We start from the raw sequence: 18,868 nt of genomic DNA, 5'->3' as shown, positions 1-18,868 counted from the left end.
GTGTAGACATATGCAGAAGTCCCGATGGGCACTTCCGAACTCCCTCGAAGTCGAGGTTCGTGACGAGATCGCCGTGCTCAGGTTGACTCGCGCGGACAAGCGCAACGCCTTGGACGACGAGACGGTGCTGGGCATCGGTCGGTTCTTCGCGGATGTGCCACAATCTGCCCGGGCGGTCGTGCTGGTCGCGGAGGGCGACCACTTCTGCGCCGGGCTGGATCTCGGCGAACTGGCCGAGCGCGATGCTGTCGAGGGAGTCCTTCATTCCCGAATGTGGCATCGCGCGCTCGGTGCGATGGAGTCCGCTTCTGTTCCTGTGCTCGCCGTACTCAAGGGTGCCGTGATCGGCGGTGGCCTGGAACTCGCCACGGCGGCGCACCTGCGCGTGGCGGAGGAATCGACCTTCTTCGCATTACCTGAAGGACAGCGGGGGCTGTTCGTCGGCGGTGGCGCCTCCGTACGGGTCTCGCGCCTCATCGGCACCCAGCGGATGACCGACATGATGCTTACCGGCCGGGTGCTCTCCGCAACCGAAGGCACCCGACTCGGACTGGCGGACTACCTGGTCTCTGATGGAGAGGGGCTCGCGAAGGCCGAGCAGCTTGCCGCCCACATCGCCACCAACTCGGCCGTCACCAACTTCGCCGTACTACAGGCCCTGCCGCGTATCGCGGAAGCCGACCCCGAGACCGGCTATGTCCTGGAGTCGCTGATGGCGGGTGTGGCCCAGAGCAGTGTGCAGGCGAAGCAAAGGATGAACGACTTCCTCGCCGGCCGGGCCCTCAGGATCCCCGTACCCTCCGACACCGACGGTGAGAGCCGGGAGATGCGCCGATGAGCGCTCATACGACTCCGGATGCCGAGTTGCTGCACGAACCGCACCCGAACAACGTCGCTACGGCGAAGGTGCAGGACTACCTGCACTGGTTACGAGCCGAGAAGAGGCTTGATCTCACCACATGGGACGAATTGGCCGCATGGTCGGTTACTGAGCTGGAGGCTTTCTGGGAGAGCGTCTGGGAGTATTTCGATATCAAGGCGCACAGTCCGTTCGAGACGGTGCTGACCAACCGCGCGATGCCTGGCGCGGAGTGGTTCCGGGGCGCCACGCTCAACTACGCCGAACACTGCTTCGGCACTCCCCAGGACGCTTCGACCGTCGCCGTCGTAGCTTTGTCGCAGACACGCGAACGTGTGGAGCTGACATTCGCCGAGCTCGCCGAGCAGGTTCGGTGCGTTCGCGCCGGCCTGCGGCGTCTCGGTGTGGGTCGTGGCGATCGGGTGGCCGCCTACCTGCCGAACATCCCCGAGACCCTCGTCGCCTTCCTGGCCACCGCGAGCCTCGGTGCCATCTGGTCCAGCTGTGCACCGGAGTTCGGCGCCCGCAGCGTCATCGACCGCTTCGAGCAGATCGAGCCCAAGGTGCTGCTCGCCGTCGCCGGATATACCTACGGCGACAAAGAGATCGACAAGCGTGACGACGTGGCCCGGGTCCGCGCCGCCCTGACCACGGCCGAGCACGTGGTCCATGTCCCGTACGGCCCCTTCGATCTCGACGGAACCGTCGCATGGGACGACCTGATCGCCGGTACCGACGAGCCGCTGGCCTTCGAGTCGGTGCCGTTCGATCATCCGCTCTACATCCTGTACTCGTCGGGCACGACCGGTAAGCCGAAGCCCATCGTCCACGGTCACGGTGGCATCCTCGTCGAGCACATCAAGAGCCATGCCCTGCACTGGGACCTGGGACCAGGCGACCGGTTGCTGTGGTTCACAACCACCGCGTGGATGATGTGGAACCTCATGGTCTCCGCGCTGACGGTGCGCTCGAGCATCGTGATGATCGACGGCAACCCTCTCTACCCCGACCTGCGCTACCAGTGGCGTCTGGTCGAGGAGACCGGCGCGACCCTCATGGGGGCGAGCCCGGGCTATCTGATGTCGTGTCGTAAGGAGGGCATCCGCCCCGCCGACGAGTTCGACCTGAGTCGCCTGCGACAGCTCGGCGTCGTCGGCAGCCCATTCCCCGCCGAGGGGTTCCGCTGGGTCGATGAGCAGTTCGGCAACCGTGTCGTGCTGAACGTGGGCAGCGGCGGTACCGATGTGTGTACCGGCATCGTGCAATCCTCACCGCTGACCGCCGTGTACGTCGGGGAGATGTCCGGTCCTGCCCTCGGGGTGGATGTGAAGGCATTCGACGCCGAGGGCAACGTCGTGGTGGGGGACTTGGGCGAATTGGTCATCACCTCCCCGATGCCCTCGATGCCGCTCGGTTTCTGGGGCGACACCGACGGCTCCCGTCTGAGGGCCGCCTACTTCGACACATACCCGGGCGTATTCCGATTCGGCGACTGGTGCCGCTTCTCCACCGTCGGCTCCTGCCTGATCACCGGCCGCTCGGACGCCACGCTCAACCGCGGCGGCGTCCGGCTCGGCACCTCCGAGTTCTACCGCGTCCTCCAGGACGTCCCTGAGCTCGAGGACAGCGTGATCGTCCACCTGGAGGACCCGCTCGGTGGCATCGGTGAGCTCATCCTGTTCGTGGTCCCGGCCCCGGGCATCGACTTCGACGACGCCTTACGTGCCCGGCTGGCCAGGGACATCCGTGGCTCCCTCTCGCCGCGGCACGTGCCGGACGTCATCGTCGCGCTCGAGGCCGTCCCCTACAGCCGCACCGGCAAGAAGCTCGAGGTGCCGGTGAAGAAGATCCTGCGCGGAGCGACCCCGGACCAGGTCGCCTCGCCGGATGTCTTGATGGATCCCACTTCGCTCGACGGAATCGTCGCCTTCGCCCGCCAGCGTGAGGGAAAGGGGTCGTGACCGAGCCCGACGGCCCAGTCGCTGTCATCGGCACCGGTGTCATCGGCGCCGGCTGGGCCGCACTCTTTCTTGCCGCCGGCCGCGAGGTCGTCGCCCACGACCCCGGCGTCGGCGCCGAGGAGCGTCTCCGCGACGACGTCGCGCGATTGTGGCCTTCCCTGGCACGGCTCGGCATGGCCGATGGTGGCGTCCCTGACCGGCTGACCTTCACCGATGACCCCGCCGAAGCGGTATCCGAGGCCGTCTTCGTGCAGGAGAACGGGCCGGAGCGCAGCGACATCAAGCAGAGGCTGTTCACCACCCTCGACCAGGCCGCCGCACCGAACACCGTCATCGCCAGCAGCTCATCCGGAATCGCTCCGTCACAACTGCAGGCCATGTGCACCCGATATCCGGAGCGGGTGCTCGTCGGGCACCCGTTCCACCCGTGCCACCTGATCCCGCTCGTCGAAGTCGTGCCGGGACCGGGAACGAGTGAAACCGCCATCGATCGCGCGATGACGGTCTACAGCAGCCTCGGGAAGCGACCCATCCGCATTCGCCAGGAGCTGCCCGGTCATGTCGTCAACCGGCTCCAGGCAGCTCTGTGGCAAGAGGCTTACTCGTTGGTCGAGCGGGGCGTCGCCTCTGTCGCCGACATCGACGCGGCCATCTCGTACGGGCCGGGTCTGCGATGGGCGCTTCTGGGACCGCTGGTCAACCAGCATCTGTCCGGTGGCCCCGGCGGACTGGCCCACGTCCTCGAGCACCTGGGTCCGCCGACTGAGCAGTGGATGAGAGACCTGCGTCCCGCTCGCCTCAGCCCGGCCCTGGTCGAGCAGCTCGTGAGCGGCGTCGATGAGGAACTGTCCGGGATCGACCCGAACGAGCTCGTGGCTCAGCGCGACGAGCTGCTCATCCAGCTACTCGAGGCCAAGCGCGGACGGACCGCACTGCCCTGATCACGCCCAGACGAGGGACCACCATGACTATCTATACGCCCGCCATCGACACCGCCACCATCACGGCGCTCGACTTCCACACCCACGTCGAGGCCGACCTCCACGGCAACCTCTCGCTCGACCACGAGCTCATGGACGCCTCCGCGGCCTACTTTCGTGGCGACCATCCTCGCACGCCCACCGTCGGCGACCTCGCCGTTTACTACCGTGCGCGAAACATGGCCGCGGTCGTGTTCACCATCGACGCCCGGACCGGCCTCGGGCACCCGCCGCTGTCCAGCGAGGAGATCGCCGAGCAGGCCGCCGCCCACTCCGACGTCCTCATCCCCTTCGGCTCGGTAGATCCCCGCGGGGGTGCCGAGGCCGTCGCCCAGGCCCGCCGACTCGTCACGGACCACGGCGTCCGCGGCTTCAAATTCCATCCCGGGCTTCAGGCGTTCTTTCCCAACGACCCCGCGTACTCGACCCTATGGTCGACGCTGGAGGAGTTGGGGGTCGTGGCGCTGTTCCACACCGGGCAGACCGGTATCGGCGCGGGCCTGCCGGGCGGACGCGGGATCAAGCTGCGGTACTCCGACCCGCTCCTGCTGGACGACGTCGCGGCAGACCACCCCGGTCTCACCATCGTGATGGCGCACCCCGCCGTGCCCTGGGTGGACATACAGATCTCGATCGCTACCCACAAGGCGAACCTCTACATGGACCTGTCGGGATGGTCGCCCAAGTACTTCCCAGCGCAGCTGGTGAAGCAGATCAACGGACCGCTCCGGCACAAGGTGCTCTTCGGTTCCGACTTTCCCGTGATCACACCGGACAAGTGGTTCGACGCATTCGGCGACCTGCAGATCAAGGATGAGGTCAAGCCGCTCCTGCTCAAGGAAAACGCCCTACGGGTGCTCGGTCTCAGCAGCTGACCCTCCGCTCCCCACCATGTCCCACAGGACCAGAACCATCCGAGGAAGGTGCGCACATGGCAGTCTTCAACGACGGAATGACCGCGACCGAGATGCCCAGCGGGAGCGTCGTCGAGACCGATGTCCTCATCGTCGGCTCCGGACCGGCGGGCGCCGGGGCCGCACTCTTCCTGAGTGAGCTCGACGTCGACAACATCATGATCACCAAATACCGCTGGACGGCGAACACCCCACGCGCCCACATCACCAACCAGCGGGCGATGGAAATTTTCCGCGACATGAAGATCGAGGAACAGGTCCTGAGCTACGCCACGCCACACGATCTCATCGGCGACACCGTCTTCTGCACGAGTATCGCGGGGGAGGAGATCGGACGTATCCGCACCTGGGGAACGCGACCTGATCGGGAGGGCGACTACCGGTTGGCGTCCCCGTGCCTGACGGTCGACATCCCGCAGACCTACCTCGAGCCGATCCTCGTTCGGAACGCCACCGAGCGCGGCACCCAGACGCGGTTCTCCACCGAGTACCTCGGCCACGAGCAAGACGTCGACGGCGTCACGGTCGACGTGCGTGACCGCCTCACCGGCCACGAGTATCAGATCCGCGCCAAGTACCTCATCGGCGCGGACGGCGCCCGGTCGCAGGTCGCGTCCGATCTCGGACTGCCTTACGAAGGAAAGATGGACATCGCCGGCTCGATGAACATCACCTTCAAGGCCGACATCACCCAGCTCGTCGACCACCGCCCCTCGGTCCTGTACTGGGTGATTCAGCCCGGCTCCAACGTCGGCGGCATCGGCACCGGGCTCGTGCGAATGGTCCGTCCCTGGGACGAGTGGCTCATCGTTTGGGGCTACGACATCAACGAGCCGGCCCCGGATCTGGACGAGGAAATGGCCAAGGGTATCGTCCGCGATCTGCTCGGCCTGCCGGACCTGGATCCCGAGATCACCGGGTTCAGCCTGTGGGGCGTCAACGAGATGTACGCGACGACGTTGCAGAGCGGACGCGTCTTCTGCGCGGGCGATGCCATCCATCGCCACCCGCCGTCGAACGGACTCGGCTCGAACACGTCGGTCCAGGACTCCTACAACCTCGCGTGGAAGCTCGCCGCCGTCCTCGAGGGGCAGGCAGCACCATCGCTGTTGGACAGCTATACGCTCGAGCGGGCACCCGTCGCGAAGCGAATCGTGACCCGCGCCAACCGCTCCGCCCGCGAGTTCGGCGACCTGTTCGAAGCCCTGGGCATCGCCGGGCTGTCCGGTGCCGAGATGACCGCGGCGCTCGAGGAGCGCAAAGCCAACACCCCCGAGGGTGCCGCCAAACGGGCCGCGCTCATGAAAGCGATGGAGACCAAGAACTACGAGTTCAACGCTCACGGAGTCGAACTGGGGCAGTTCTACGAATCGAACGCCATCCTGTCCGACGGCACGCGGCCGGCTTCGAGTCCGGACGAGGACCTCTACCACGTCATGTCGACGTCGCCGGGTGCGCATCTGCCGCACGCCTGGGTCGGGGACAACGTGACCAAACGGGCGCTCATGGACCTGGCCCCGTATACGCGCTGGACCCTGCTGACCGGCGTGTCCGGCGAGGCGTGGAGTGAGGCTTCCGCCAAGGTCGCGAACGAACTCGGCGTGCCGCTGGAGGCGGTCGTCATCGGACCCGGCCGGGACGTCACCGATCTCTACTTCGACTGGGCCAAGTTGCGGGAGGTAGGCGACTCCGGCGCCGTCCTGGTCCGGCCTGACAAGCACGTCGCGTGGCGGGCAATGAGTTTGCCGGACGACCCGACCACCGCCTTGCGGGACGCCATGACCCGGCTGTTGGGGAGGGCGTGACCGTGCGATTCGTTCACGAGACCCTGCCCCAGCGAGTCCGGTTCGCTCCGGGAGACGCACCGGCGGCTGTGCGGGCCGAACTCGAAGCCCTCGGCAGTTCGAAGGCCATGCTCATCGCGTCCAGACAGGAGGCCGCGCTGGCCGGGCCGATCGCCGAGGCGTTGCCTGTCGTCCACCATCACGACGAGGTCGTGATGCACGTGCCGGTCGAGGTCGCCGAGCGTGCTCGTAGCGCCGCAGGCGCATGTGGCGCGGACGTGATCGTCACCGTCGGCGGAGGATCGACCACCGGGCTCGCCAAAGCAGTCGCCCTGACGACGGGGCTGCCGATCGTCGCCGTCCCGACAACCTACGCAGGGTCGGAGGCAACCGACGTCTGGGGCCTGACCGAAGGGGGGAGCAAGGTGACCGGTGTGGATGCCCGGGTGCTCCCGCGCTCGGTCGTCTACGATGCGCATCTGCTGACCTCGTTACCCGGCGAGATAAGCGTTGCAAGCGGCCTCAACGCGCTCGCTCACTGCATCGACGCCATGTGGGGTCCCCGCGTCGATCCCATCGACCAGGCCCTGGCCGGCGAGGGTATCCGAGGGCTGGCGGCCGGTCTTCCGGTCGTCGCGCGGGACGCCTTCTCCGTCCACGGGATCGAGCGGACGCTCTACGGCGCCTACCTCGCCGCCATGTCGTTCGCCAGTGCCGGCTCGGGCATGCACCACAAGATCTGTCACGTCCTGGGCGGCATGTTCAACCTGCCGCACGCGCAGACCCACGCCGTCGTCCTACCGCATGTCCTCGCCTTCAACGCGCCGAATGCGCCCGTCGCCGAGGCGCGGATCGCCGACGCCTTCGGAGCGTCGTCGGCCGTCGAGGGCTTGCGCTTGCTTCGGGCCGCGGTGGACGCCCCCACGGCCCTCAAGGACTACGGCGTGTCCAAGGTCGACATCACCAAGGCCGTCGCGCCGATCCTGGACGCCGTGCCCGCAGACAACCCGACCCCCCTGACCGAGGAGAACTTGACCGCGCTGCTGTGCGCGGCCTGGGAAGGAGACCTGTCATGACCACCGAGCCCACGGCCGCCGATGCCGTTGGCCCTGAGCAGGAAGCCGTCGAGACAGCCCTGGTCGAGACCGTAGTCGCGTCGTTCGACCACTGCCCGGACCCGCGGCTCAAAGAGATCATGGTCTCGCTGACCCGCCACCTGCACGCGTTCATCCGTAACGTGCGACTGACCGAGCAGGAGTGGGCCGCGGGCATCGACTTCCTCACCGAGGCCGGTCATATCACCGACGATGTCCGGCAGGAGTTCATCCTTCTGTCCGACACGCTGGGCGCGTCGATGCAGACCGTCAACGTCAACAACGTCGCGTACGCGGACGCAACCGAGGCGACTGTCTTCGGGCCGTTCTTCGTCGAGGACTCGCCGCGGGTGGAACTCGGCGGGGACGTATCCTTCGGTGCTCCCGGGGAGCCGTGCTGGGTCGAGGGCCAGGTGACCGACACGGCCGGAAAACCACTGGCGGGAGCCCGGATCGAAGTCTGGGAGGCCGACGAAGACGGACTCTACGACGTCCAGCGCGATGCCGGTCGACGCGCGGCTCGAGGTCACCTGTTCAGCGACGAGAACGGCGAGTACCGCTTCTGGGGCCTCACTCCGACGCCGTACCCGATCCCCGACGACGGTCCGGTCGGCAAGATGCTGGCCGCTGTCGGCCGATCGCCGCTCCGCACGTCCCACCTGCACTTCATGGTGAGCCACCCGGGGGCCCGCACCCTGGTGACGCATATCTTCCCCGAGGGGGACCCGATCATGTGGAAGGACTCCGTCTTCGGGGTCAAGGAGTCGCTCATCAAGCGCTTCGAGCACCAACCGGCCGGCACCCCCACCCCGGACGGGCGTCAGCTGAAGACGGCGTGGCGCCGTGTTCGATTCGACATAGTGCTTGCACCTGCCGGAGCCTGACGTCGCCCGTCGATCGCAACAGCACCGGCGAGCTCCCTGCCTGGTCCAACGGTGTTTCCGGCGGTTTCGAGGGCGTCGGTGGAGCAGATCACCCGCCGGATCTCGATCGTCAGGCTCGGCGACCCCCCGGCCAGCCGGTGTAGGCCTCGGCGAGGTAGGTCGATCCGGCGGTGGAGCCGGTGACCGAGGCCAGTTCGCCGATCTGCCTGCGGATGTCGAACGGGGTGGCCTCGGGCAGGGTATGCAACATCGAGGTCATCCAGTACGAGAAGTGCTGGGCCTTCCACACCCGGCTGAGGGCGCGCTCGCTGTAGGCGGCCAGCGGCGCGAGATCCTTCGCGGCGAGAGCGCGTTCGAGTTCCTCGGCGAGGATGCGCACGTCGGCGAGGGCCAGATTGAGACCCTTGGCGCCGGTCGGCGGCACGGTGTGCGCGGCGTCGCCCGCGAGTACGAGTCTGCCGTAGTGCATTGGTTCCTGGACGAAACTGCGGAACGGGAGCACGGTTCGCGAGGTGATCGGGCCCTCGATGAGGGAGTAGCCGTTGGCGCCGACGCGGGCCTGCAGTTCCGCCCAGATCCGGTCCTCGGGCCAGTCATCGACGTTCTCGGACGGATCGCACTGGAAGTACATGCGCTGCAGCGTCTCGGTGCGCTGGCTGATCAGCGCGAAGCCGCGCGGCGAGTGGTTGTAGATCAGCTCCGGCGAGCTCGGCGGCGCCTCGGCGAGGATGCCGAACCAGGCGAAGGGGTATTCGCGGAAGTACTGCTGCCGACGCTCGGCGGGCACCTCGTGGCGGCACAGGCTGCGCGAGCCGTCCGCGCCGACGAGGAAGTCCGCGTGGATCTCGTGGGCGGTGCCGTCCGCGTCGGTGAAACGCAGGACCGGGGAGTCGGTGGTGAGATCGCCGACGGAGACCTCGGTGACGCCGAACCGGACGTCACCGCCGTCGCGTGCTCTGGCGTCGGCGAGGTCGATGAAAACATCGGTCTGCGGATAGAGCTGGGTCGACGCGCCGACCAGGGCTTTGAAGTCGATGCGATGACCGCCGCCGCCGAAGGCCAGTTCGATGCCGTCGTGGCGGTAGCCGTCGCGGTGCACCCGGTCCGAGACGCCGGTGTCGACCAGCAGGTCCACCGAATCCTGCTCGAGAATGCCCGCGCGGTGGGTCTGCTCGATCTCTTCGCGGCCGCGCAGATCGACCGCCACGGAGTCGATCCCGGCCCGGGCCAGCAGGTGGGACAACATGAGCCCGGCGGGGCCCGCGCCGATGATGGCGATCCGGGTGCGGCTGTGGGTGTGTGAGGGGGACATGCCGGAATTCTGTGCTCATGGCAGACGCCACTACCACGGCGTTCTTCCGCTCAGTGGAACCTGCTTCACTCGGTGATCGGACCGGGAATGCTGCGCCCGATGCCGCGTGCGGCCACATGCAGCGCGCTGACCAGCCGCGCCTGCTCCCGGTCGAGGCTGGGCACGACGACGCCCAAGGCCGCCACCACCTGTTCGCCCGATCGGATCGGGACGGCCACCGAGCACGCCCCGAGGCTCATCTCCTCGACCGTGGTCGCGTAGTCGTCGTCGAGGACCTTGTCGAGCTGACGGCGCAGCGCGCCGGGCTGGCTCACCGTGTAGCGGGTGATGCGGGGCAGGTGGGCGAGTACCGCGGCCCTGATCTCCTCGGGTGCGTGCGCGAGCAGCACTTTGCCCACTCCGGTGGCGTACAGCGGCAGCCGGGAACCGATCGTGCTGACCACGGGGACCGAGGCGTGCCCGGAGAGACGGTCGACGTAGAGCACCTCGCTGCCGTCGCGGACCGCCAGATGCACGGTGGCCAGGGTCGCGCCGTAGAGGTCGTGCAGGTACGGCGAGGCGATCTGACGCAGGCTCGACTGGACAGGGGCGAGCAGCCCGATGTCCCAGAGTCTGCGTCCGACGACGTAGCGCCCGGACTCGGTACGGCTGAGCGCACCCCAGTCGAGCAGTTCGCGGACCAGCCGGTGCGCGGTCGGCAACGGCAGGTCGGCGCGATCGGCGAGTTCGGTCAGGGTGAGCCGCCGGTGGCGTTGGTCGAAGGCACCCAGGAGTGCCAGCGCGCGGCTGGTGACCGAGAGTCCGGGCCGGCCGGAATTGCCTGCCATGACGAACATCCTTTCGCTCAGTGGAAGAAGAGGCAAGTCAGTGCTCGGTGGCCGGGGCTACGGTACGGCCTGTGACCCAGAGCATGCAGACGCCCCCGGCCCCGCTGCCCGACTCGGATTCGGCGTCGGCGAGCCAGGCCGAGATGAATGCGGAAATGGCCGTGATCAGTGCCGAATACGCTGCCGCGGGAACCGTGGAGCACCAGCCCCGGTTGAACTACGCCCCTTACCGCAGCAGCCTGCTGCGCCACCCGACCAAGGACCCGCACCACGTCGACCCGGAGACGATCGAGCTGTTCGCCCCGGTGTTCGGCCACCGCGACGTCGCCCGGCTCGAGTCGGATCTGACCATCCAGGCCACCGGCGAGCCCGTCGGCGAGCGGATCATCGTGACCGGCCGGGTGCTCGACGGCGACGGTCGCCCGGTGCGCGACCAGCTCGTCGAGATCTGGCAGGCCAACGCCGCCGGTCGCTACATCCACAAACGCGACCAGCATCCGGCCCCGATCGACCCGAACTTCACCGGCGTCGGCCGCACCCTCACCGATCACGAGGGCCGCTACCGCTTCACCACCATCAAGCCCGGCCCCTACCCGTGGAAGAACCACCACAACGCCTGGCGGCCCGCGCACATCCACTTCTCGCTATTCGGCACCGATTTCACCCAGCGCCTGGTGACCCAGATGTATTTCTCCGGTGATCCGCTGTTCGCGCTGGACCCGATCTACCAGTCCATCCTCGACCCGGCCGCCCGCGCGCGTCTGGTCGCCACCTACGACCACGACGTGACCCGCCACGAGTGGGCCACCGGCTACACCTGGGACATCGTCCTGACCGGCAGCTACCGCACCCCGATGGAGGAGACCGCATGAGTCGGCTCGCACCCACTCCCGGCCAGACCGTCGGCCCGTTCTTCGGCTACGCCCTGCCCTTCGCCAGCGGCGGCGAGTTGGTCCGCGCCGGTCATCCTCGGGCGATTCGCCTGCACGGCACAGTGTTCGACGGCGCGGGCGAGACGGTTCCCGACGCTCTGATCGAACTGTGGCAGGCCGACGAGAACGGCGTCGTCGCGCAGGTCGAGGGTTCCCGCGCCCGCGACGGCTGGACATTCACCGGGTTCGGCCGCGTCCCGGTCGATGGCACCGGCCACTACTGCTTCACCACCCTGCGCCCCGGGGCGACCGAACCCGGCCGGGCGCCGTTCTTCGCGATCACCGTCTTCGCCCGCGGCCTGCTGCACCGGCTGTTCACCCGCGCCTACCTGCCGCTCGACGAGCGGGCCGCGTCCGCCGATCCGCTGCTGTCGACCCTGCCGGAGGACCGTCGCGCCACGCTGGTGACCCGTGCCGACGAGCACGGCTTCGTCTTCGACATCCACCTGCAGGGCCCCGATGAGACCATCTTCCTCGACTACGGGGACCGGTGATGCCGGACCTGCTCTGGCCCGGGGACCACCGGGCGGGTGACCACTTCTCCGACGCGCAGTTCGTCCGCGACCTGGTGCGGGTCGAATCCGCTTGGCTGGCGACGCTGTCCGAAGCGGGTGTTGCCCCTGCCCCGGCTGCCGTCGATCTCGGCGAGGTCGTGGGAGGTATCGACGCCGCTGCGCTCGCCGTCGCGGCCGAAGCGGGCGGCAACCCGGTCATTCCGCTGGTGCGCCTGCTGCGTGACCGGCTGGCCGCCGCGCATCCCGACGCCGCGCGGTGGGTGCACCGTGGGCTGACCAGTCAGGACGTGCTCGACACCGCCCTCGCGCTTGGTCTGCGCGGCACCGCCGACGCCGTGCTCGCACTCATGGAGCGGCAGGTCGAAGCGCTCGTCGAACTCGCCGAACGACACCGTGACGCCCTGATGGCCGGGCGCACGCTCACCCAGCACGCCGTCCCGATCACCTTCGGACTCAAAGCCGCCCAGTGGCTGCACGGCGTCCTCGAAGCGCGTGACGACCTGCGCGCTGCCCGCGATCACCTGCCCGTCCAAATCGGTGGAGCCGCAGGCACTCTCGCCGCTGCCACCGAATTGCTGCGCCTCACCGGCGGTACCGGCGACGCCCGCGCCCTGGCCCGCTCCACGGCCGCCCGGCTCGATCTCGCGTGGACACCCCCGTGGCACACCGTGCGCACGCCCTTTATTCGTGTCGCCGACGCGCTCACCAGGGCCACCGACGCGTGGGGGCACATCGCCTGTGACGTACTGATCCTCGCCCGCCCCGAGATCGCCGAACTCGCCGAACCGGCGGGCCGAGGGCGCGGCGGCTCCTCGACCATGCCGCAGAAGGCCAACCCGATCCTGTCGGTCCTCATCCGCCGGGCCGCGCTGACCGCCCCCGGCCTGGCCGCCCAGCTCCATCTCGCCGCCGCCACCGCCGTGGACGAACGTCCTGACGGCGCCTGGCACACCGAATGGCCCGCCCTGGCTCAGCTCGCCCGGCACGCGGTGACCGCCGCCGACCAGACCGCCGAACTCCTGGCCGGACTGCACGTCGACACCGGCCGCATGGCGCGATCGGTCCAGGTCGCGCGGTCGGCCCTGCTCGCCGAGCAGCGCAGTATCGGCGATCTGGTCGACAACCCGCACGAACCGGACTTCGACCCGGCCCACTACCTCGGGAGCACCGACGTCCTGATCGACGAGATTCTCGGCCGTGCCCGTGAACCCCTCGCGGGGGCTCGATCCGACATGGGAGGCGCGCGATGACCATCCCCACCGTCACCGGTGTGCAGCTGGGTGGCTCCGCCGAGCTGCCGCTGCTGGTCTGCGGCCCCTCGCTGGGCACCTCCGCCGTGGCGTTGTGGTCGTCCACCGCCGAACTCCTCGCAAGCCACTTCCAGGTGATCGGCTGGGATCTGCCCGGCCACGGCCACAACACGGCCGAGGTCGATGACGGGTTCACTATGGCCGAACTCGCCGAGGGGGTGCGGGCTTTCGTCGACGGCGTGCTCGCCGAGCGCGGCGAGCGCGGCGGCGCGTTCATCTACGCGGGTGTCTCGGTCGGCGGTGCGGTCGGCCTGCAACTGTTGCTGGACCACCCGGCCCGTATCACCACCGCGGTCCTGGCCTGCACCGCCGCGCGTATCGGCGACGAGACGATGTGGCGCGAGCGCGCGGAGCTGGTCCGCCGGGCGGGCACCCCGGTCATGGTCGAAGGCTCCGCCGAGCGCTGGTTCGCTCCCGGCTTCATCGACCACAACCCCGAAACCACTGTGACACTGCTGCATTCGCTACAGCACGCCGACCGGGCCGGGTACGCCGCGGTCTGCGACGCCCTGGCGACCTTCGACCTGCGCGCCGACCTCCAGCGCATCGGCACCCCTGTCGTAGCCCTCGCCGGCGCCTACGACCGGGCCACTCCGGTCGCCGCGATGGCCGAGCTCGCGCACGGCGTCCGTGACGGCCGACTCGTCGTCCTCGACCGAGCCGCGCATCTGGCCCCCGTCGAAGCTCCGGCCGACACCGCCCGCACCATCCTGGAGTCAGCAGGCATCGGTCCCGCGCGATCTCGCCCGGCGAGGGGTGCCGGGCGGCAGGCCGATGCCGATCCGGCCGCACGGTCCGCCAGCGCCGCGGGTTCCGATACGGAGTCGGACAGCCGTCCGACCGGGACCGCCGAAGCCGTGGCGGGCGCTGCTCCGGCCGTGCACATCGCCGCGGACGCGGGCATCGGACCGGTGGCGGCCGCCGACCCGAACACGGTCACGATCGCCGACCGGCGAGCGGCCGGAATGGCTGTGCGCCGGGCGGTTCTCGGCGGCGAGCATGTCGACCGCGCGACCGCCGCGATCACTGACCTCACCCGCGAATTCCAGGAATTCATCACCGATTACGCCTGGGGCGCCATCTGGACCAGGCCGGGCCTGGACCGCCGCAGCCGGTCGATGATCGTGCTCACCGCGCTCATCGCGCGCGGCCACCACGAGGAACTGGCGATGCACCTGCGCGCCGCCCGCACCAACGGCCTGACCGACGACGAGATCAAGGAAGTGATTCTGCAGTCGGCGATCTACTGCGGTGTGCCCGACGCCAACACCGCCTTCCGCGTCGCGCGGGAGACGCTGACCGAACCCGACGGAAGGAATCCCCGATGACCCCGCAGGCGTACGTCTACGACGCGGTGCGCACGCCGTTCGGCCGCTTCGGAGGAGCCTTCGCCGAGACCCGCCCCGACGACCTCGCCGCTGCCACGCTGCATGCGGTGGTCGAGCGGACCGGCCTCGATCCCGCCCTCATCGACGAGGTCGTGCTCGGCAACGCCAACGGCGCGGGGGAGGAGAACCGCAATGTCGCCCGCATGGCCGCATTGCTGGCCGGGCTGCCGGTATCGGTGCCGGGCACGACCGTGAACCGGTTGTGCGGCTCCTCGCTGGACGCCGCCATGATCGGCTCCCGCGCCATCGAGACCGGCGACGCCGACATCGTTCTCACCGGCGGCGCCGAGTCGATGACCCGCGCACCCTGGGTCCTGCCCAAACCCTCGCGTGCCTTCCCGGCGGGCAATACCGCGCTCGTCTCCACGACACTGGGCTGGCGACTGGTCAATCCGGCCATGCCGAAGGAGTGGACGGTTTCGCTCGGCGAATCCAACGAGCAGTTGCAGGAGATCTACGGCGTCTCCCGCGAGCGGCAGGACGAATTCGCCGCGCGCTCCCACCGGTTCGCCCACGCCGCGTGGGAATCCGGCTTCTACGACGGTCTGGTCGTGGGCGTCCCCGGCGTCGATCTCGCTCGCGACGAGAGCATCCGGCCCGATTCGACCCAGCAGACCTTGGCGAATCTGAAGCCCTCCTTCCGCAGGGACGGCACCATCACCGCGGGCAACGCCTCACCGCTGAGCGACGGCTCCTCGGCCGTGCTGCTCGGCTCCGCCGCCGCCGCGGACCGCATCGGTCGCGATCCCCTGGCCCGCGTCGCGGGTCGCGGCACTCACGCCGTCGAACCGCACCGCTTCGGTTACGCCCCTGTCGAAGCGGCCGAGAAGGCCCTCGCCCGAGCGAGGATCAGCTGGTCCGATGTCGGCGCCATCGAGCTCAACGAAGCCTTCGCGGTGCAGTCACTGGTCTGTCTCGACGCGTGGAAGGTCGATCCGGAGATCGTCAACACCAAGGGCGGCGCGATCGCCCTCGGCCATCCGCTCGGCGCGTCCGGCGGCCGCATCCTGGGCACTCTCGCCGCCGTGCTGCGCGCAGGCGGCCACCGGTGGGGCGTGGCAGCCATCTGCATCGGCGTGGGCCAGGGCCTCGCCGTCGTACTGGAGAACACCGCTTCGGAAAACACCGCTTCGGGAAACGAGGAGACAGCGTGACCATCGACCACCCGGCCGACGCGGACGAGGCCGTCGCCGACATCCCCGACGGCGCGACCGTGCTGATCGGCGGCTTCGGCACCGCTGGCCAGCCGATGGAACTCATCGACGCCCTGCGCCGTCACGGCGCGAAAGACCTCACCGTCGTCAACAACAACGCGGGCAACGGCGACCACGGACTCGCCGCGCTGCTCGCCACCGGCAATGTCGGCAAGATCATCTGCTCGTTCCCCCGCCAGCGCGACTCCTGGGTCTTCGACGACCTCTACCGCTGCGGCCGCATCGAACTTGAGGTGGTGCCGCAGGGCAACCTCGCCGAACGCCTGCGCGCCGCCGGAGCGGGTATCGGCGCGTTCTTCTCGCCCACCGGCGTCGGCACCACCCTCGCCGAAGGCAAGGAGCAACGCACCATCGACGGCCGCGATTACGTGCTCGAATACCCCATTCGCGGCGACTTCGCCCTCATCAAGGCCCACCGCGCCGACCGGATGGGCAACCTCGTGTACCGCAAGACCGCGCGCAACTTCGGCCCGATCATGGCCACCGCCGCGACGACGACGATCGTCCAGGTCGGCGAGGTCGTCGAGACCGGCGAACTCGACCCGGAGAACATCGTCACCCCCGCCATCTTCGTCGACCGGGTCGTGCACCTGGCAGGCGTGACCGAACTCGTCAGGCAAGGAGCGGCAGGATGAACCGGCCAGGAGCAATCGAACACACCGATCGCGGGCCGCTGGAGAAGGACGAACTCGCCGCCTTGGTCGCCGTCGACATTCCGGACGGCGCCTTCGTCAATCTCGGGATCGGCCAGCCCACCACGGTCGCCGATCACCTCACCCCCGAGCAGGGCATCGTCCTGCACACCGAGAACGGCATGCTCGGCATGGGCCGCGCTGCCGTCGGCGAGGAGATCGACCCCGATCTCATCAACGCGGGCAAGGTTCCGGTGATCGAGACGCCGGGAGCGTCGTACTTCCACCACGCCGATTCCTTCGCCATGATGCGCGGCGGCCATCTCGACGTGTGCGTGCTCGGCGCCTTCCAGGTCTCCGTGAGTGGCGACCTCGCCAATTGGGACACCGGCAAGCCCGGCTCGATCCCCGCTGTCGGCGGCGCGATGGACCTGGCCATCGGGGCGAAACAGGTCTTCGTGATGATGTCGCTGTTCACCCGCGACGGGGCATCGAAGCTTGTGGCCGAGTGCACCTATCCGCTCACCGGCCGGCGCTGCGTCAGCCGGGTCTACACCGACTACGCGGTCTTCGAGATCACCGACGGCGGCGTGCGGGTGCGGTCCACCTACGGAATCTCCCTCGACGAGTTGCGAAGCCGGACCGGACTGGATCTGAACAACTGAATCGCGCAGCGAGACCAGCAGTAACCCTTCATCGCGCAATAGCCGCCACACGCTCGCCTGCGACACCCGATACCCCTCGTGAAGCGGCTGCGTAAGCAGGTCGCCGAGCTGGAGCGGGTCAACGACATCCTGCGGTCTGCGAGCGCATATTTCGGCTCGGAGTTCGACCAGACCCGGAGGTGATCGTGCGCTTCGTCGAAGACAGCCCGCACCCGGTCGAGCCCTATTACGGGTGCTCGGCATCGCCTCGTCGACCTACTACTGGTGGCGCAAACGCCTCTAGTGCTGCGTTCCTCAATGATCATGTATCTTGTTGCTGGTCTTGATGGTTCGGGTGTGGTCGAGGTGGGTCCTGCCGAAGGTATTGGTCGCGCGTCCGGCACGGGATGTGTTGGAGGAGCGCAAGATTCGCAAGTTGGCTACGGCTTGGCATGCGCCCGGGGATTGGATTCGGCGGGCGCGGATGATCATGGCGAGTTGGGATGGGAAGTCCACCGCGCAGATCGCGGGCGAGCTCGGGTGCCATCCACAGACGGTGCGAGAACGGTTGCACCGGTTCAATACTCACGGTCTGGATGGGCTCGGCGATCGTCGAGGAGCGGGACGTAGACCTCGGTTGACCGAAACAGAGCGCAGCCGCATCGTGGCCTTGGTCGCAACGACTCCACCGGGGCGTTTGACCCGACGATCCGACGGCGTCCTGGAGGCAGATCGGGAGGGGGAACCGTCGAGCTGGACCCTGGACTCGATCACCACCGCACTACGTGCCGAAGGCATCGCCATCGGCCGTAGCCAGGTACGCAGAATCCTTGTGGCAGAAGGTATTCGATGGAGTCGGCCGCCGGTCGTGGACGACGAGCAAGGATCCGTATTTCGTCCCAAAAGAACCCACATCGTCGGTCTCTACACGCAGCCACCCGAAGGTGCCACGGTAGTCTGCGCCGACGAGCTGGGCCCGGTATCGCCCCGCACCTTCGCACCCCCACCCGGGTGGTCGATCGACGGGCACCGGATCAAGGCACCCCTGGAATACTCACGAGGCCCGGACAAGGTCTGCGTATACGGCTCCATCCGTGTCCGCGACGGTCAGGCCGTCACGCTCACCGCGACCTCACGCAACAGCCTGAACTATCAGCGGTTCCTGGAACTGGTCGAACAGTCCAACCCGGTCGGCGACATCTACGTGATCACCGACAACCTGTCGAGCCACAACAGCAAATCCACCCGCGAATGGCTCGAGGACCATCCGCGGATCAAACACGCCTTCATCCCCGTCGGCGCGTGCTGGCTCAACCTGCAAGAACCGTGGTGGCGGATCTTCCGCCGCGAAGCCCTCGCCGGACAGACCTTCGCCGACCACACCGAAATCGACCAAGCCACCCGCCAAGCCACCGCCGCCCTCAACGCTCGCGCACGACCCTGGATCTGGGGACGTCCCGCACCGAAACCGAGGGTCCTGCGTCGCCGCTTTATCTACCACCTTTGAGGAACGCAGCACTAAGCCTCGATCCACCGATGTGGGATTCACGCTGGTCTGCGCGCCGCAGGCGCGCCGACCAGCGTGTTTGGGGTGAGTGGTAGCCGCTGGTCTGCCCAG

General features: G+C 68.3%; 17 protein-coding genes. 15 read left to right on the top strand and 2 right to left on the bottom strand.

The window, feature by feature from the left end; translation table 11 throughout:
- The first annotated feature begins 10 nt into the window (after positions 1–10).
- From ABZS43_RS34005 to ABZS43_RS33975, 7 genes are read left to right on the top strand one after another with little or no spacing between them, the layout of a single operon-like run.
- Positions 11–838: a crotonase/enoyl-CoA hydratase family protein gene (locus tag ABZS43_RS34005; protein ID WP_355040109.1), complete on the top strand. Its 828-nt coding sequence runs from the start codon at positions 11–13 to the stop codon at positions 836–838.
- Positions 835–2,820: an acetoacetate--CoA ligase gene (locus ABZS43_RS34000; protein ID WP_355040108.1), complete on the top strand. Its 1,986-nt coding sequence runs from the start codon at positions 835–837 to the stop codon at positions 2,818–2,820. The genes ABZS43_RS34005 and ABZS43_RS34000 overlap by 4 nt, the downstream gene beginning before the upstream one ends.
- Positions 2,817–3,761, top strand: coding sequence for a 3-hydroxyacyl-CoA dehydrogenase NAD-binding domain-containing protein (locus ABZS43_RS33995; protein ID WP_355040107.1), 945 nt, complete (start codon positions 2,817–2,819; stop codon positions 3,759–3,761). Before ABZS43_RS34000 ends, ABZS43_RS33995 begins: the two co-directional genes overlap by 4 nt.
- Positions 3,762–3,784: 23 nt before the next feature.
- On the top strand, positions 3,785–4,675 hold the full coding sequence (locus ABZS43_RS33990; protein ID WP_355040106.1) for an amidohydrolase family protein: 891 nt from the start codon (positions 3,785–3,787) through the stop codon (positions 4,673–4,675).
- Between the two features lie 56 nt (positions 4,676–4,731).
- Positions 4,732–6,519 (top strand): FAD-dependent monooxygenase, encoded by a 1,788-nt coding sequence (locus ABZS43_RS33985; RefSeq protein WP_355040105.1) that lies wholly within the window; start codon positions 4,732–4,734, stop codon positions 6,517–6,519.
- Positions 6,516–7,574, top strand: a complete 1,059-nt coding sequence (locus tag ABZS43_RS33980; protein WP_355040104.1) for a maleylacetate reductase — start codon at positions 6,516–6,518, stop codon at positions 7,572–7,574. Before ABZS43_RS33985 ends, ABZS43_RS33980 begins: the two co-directional genes overlap by 4 nt.
- On the top strand, positions 7,571–8,476 hold the full coding sequence (locus tag ABZS43_RS33975) for a dioxygenase (protein WP_355040103.1): 906 nt from the start codon (positions 7,571–7,573) through the stop codon (positions 8,474–8,476). Before ABZS43_RS33980 ends, ABZS43_RS33975 begins: the two co-directional genes overlap by 4 nt.
- Positions 8,477–8,585: 109 nt before the next feature.
- Here ABZS43_RS33975 and ABZS43_RS33970 read toward each other — a convergent pair whose 3' ends face one another.
- Both ABZS43_RS33970 and ABZS43_RS33965 read right to left on the bottom strand, forming a co-directional pair.
- Positions 8,586–9,788, bottom strand: coding sequence for a 4-hydroxybenzoate 3-monooxygenase (locus ABZS43_RS33970; protein WP_355040102.1), 1,203 nt, complete (start codon positions 9,786–9,788; stop codon positions 8,586–8,588).
- 65 nt (positions 9,789–9,853) lie between these two features.
- On the bottom strand, positions 9,854–10,615 hold the full coding sequence (locus ABZS43_RS33965) for an IclR family transcriptional regulator (protein ID WP_355040101.1): 762 nt from the start codon (positions 10,613–10,615) through the stop codon (positions 9,854–9,856).
- Positions 10,616–10,698: 83 nt separating this feature from the next.
- Here ABZS43_RS33965 and pcaH point away from each other — a divergent pair, with 83 nt between their 5' ends.
- The 8 genes from pcaH to ABZS43_RS33925 all read left to right on the top strand — a co-directional run bounded on the left by pcaH (position 10,699) and on the right by ABZS43_RS33925 (position 18,757).
- Positions 10,699–11,487 (top strand): protocatechuate 3,4-dioxygenase subunit beta, encoded by a 789-nt coding sequence (gene pcaH, locus ABZS43_RS33960; RefSeq protein WP_355040121.1) that lies wholly within the window; start codon positions 10,699–10,701, stop codon positions 11,485–11,487.
- Complete coding sequence (gene pcaG / locus ABZS43_RS33955; RefSeq protein WP_355040100.1) at positions 11,484–12,041, top strand: protocatechuate 3,4-dioxygenase subunit alpha; 558 nt, start codon at positions 11,484–11,486, stop codon at positions 12,039–12,041. The genes pcaH and pcaG overlap by 4 nt, the downstream gene beginning before the upstream one ends.
- Complete coding sequence (locus tag ABZS43_RS33950) at positions 12,041–13,312, top strand: lyase family protein (protein ID WP_355040099.1); 1,272 nt, start codon at positions 12,041–12,043, stop codon at positions 13,310–13,312. The genes pcaG and ABZS43_RS33950 overlap by 1 nt, the downstream gene beginning before the upstream one ends.
- A complete protein-coding gene (pcaC, locus tag ABZS43_RS33945) occupies positions 13,309–14,700 on the top strand; it encodes a 4-carboxymuconolactone decarboxylase (protein ID WP_355040098.1) in 1,392 nt (463 codons plus the stop codon). The genes ABZS43_RS33950 and pcaC overlap by 4 nt, the downstream gene beginning before the upstream one ends.
- Entirely contained in the window at positions 14,697–15,914 is a 1,218-nt protein-coding gene (locus tag ABZS43_RS33940) for a thiolase family protein (protein WP_355040097.1), read from the top strand. Before pcaC ends, ABZS43_RS33940 begins: the two co-directional genes overlap by 4 nt.
- On the top strand, positions 15,911–16,609 hold the full coding sequence (locus tag ABZS43_RS33935; protein ID WP_355040096.1) for a 3-oxoacid CoA-transferase subunit A: 699 nt from the start codon (positions 15,911–15,913) through the stop codon (positions 16,607–16,609). The genes ABZS43_RS33940 and ABZS43_RS33935 overlap by 4 nt, the downstream gene beginning before the upstream one ends.
- Positions 16,606–17,271 (top strand): 3-oxoacid CoA-transferase subunit B, encoded by a 666-nt coding sequence (locus ABZS43_RS33930; RefSeq protein ID WP_355040095.1) that lies wholly within the window; start codon positions 16,606–16,608, stop codon positions 17,269–17,271. The genes ABZS43_RS33935 and ABZS43_RS33930 overlap by 4 nt, the downstream gene beginning before the upstream one ends.
- 325 nt (positions 17,272–17,596) lie before the next feature.
- A complete protein-coding gene (locus ABZS43_RS33925) occupies positions 17,597–18,757 on the top strand; it encodes an IS630 family transposase (RefSeq protein WP_355040120.1) in 1,161 nt (386 codons plus the stop codon).
- The last annotated feature ends 111 nt before the right edge of the window (positions 18,758–18,868 follow it).

This window comes from Nocardia sp. NPDC005366, assembly GCF_040606855.1.
Taxonomy (GTDB): domain Bacteria; phylum Actinomycetota; class Actinomycetes; order Mycobacteriales; family Mycobacteriaceae; genus Nocardia.
This window is presented reverse-complemented; position numbering and strand designations above follow the sequence as displayed.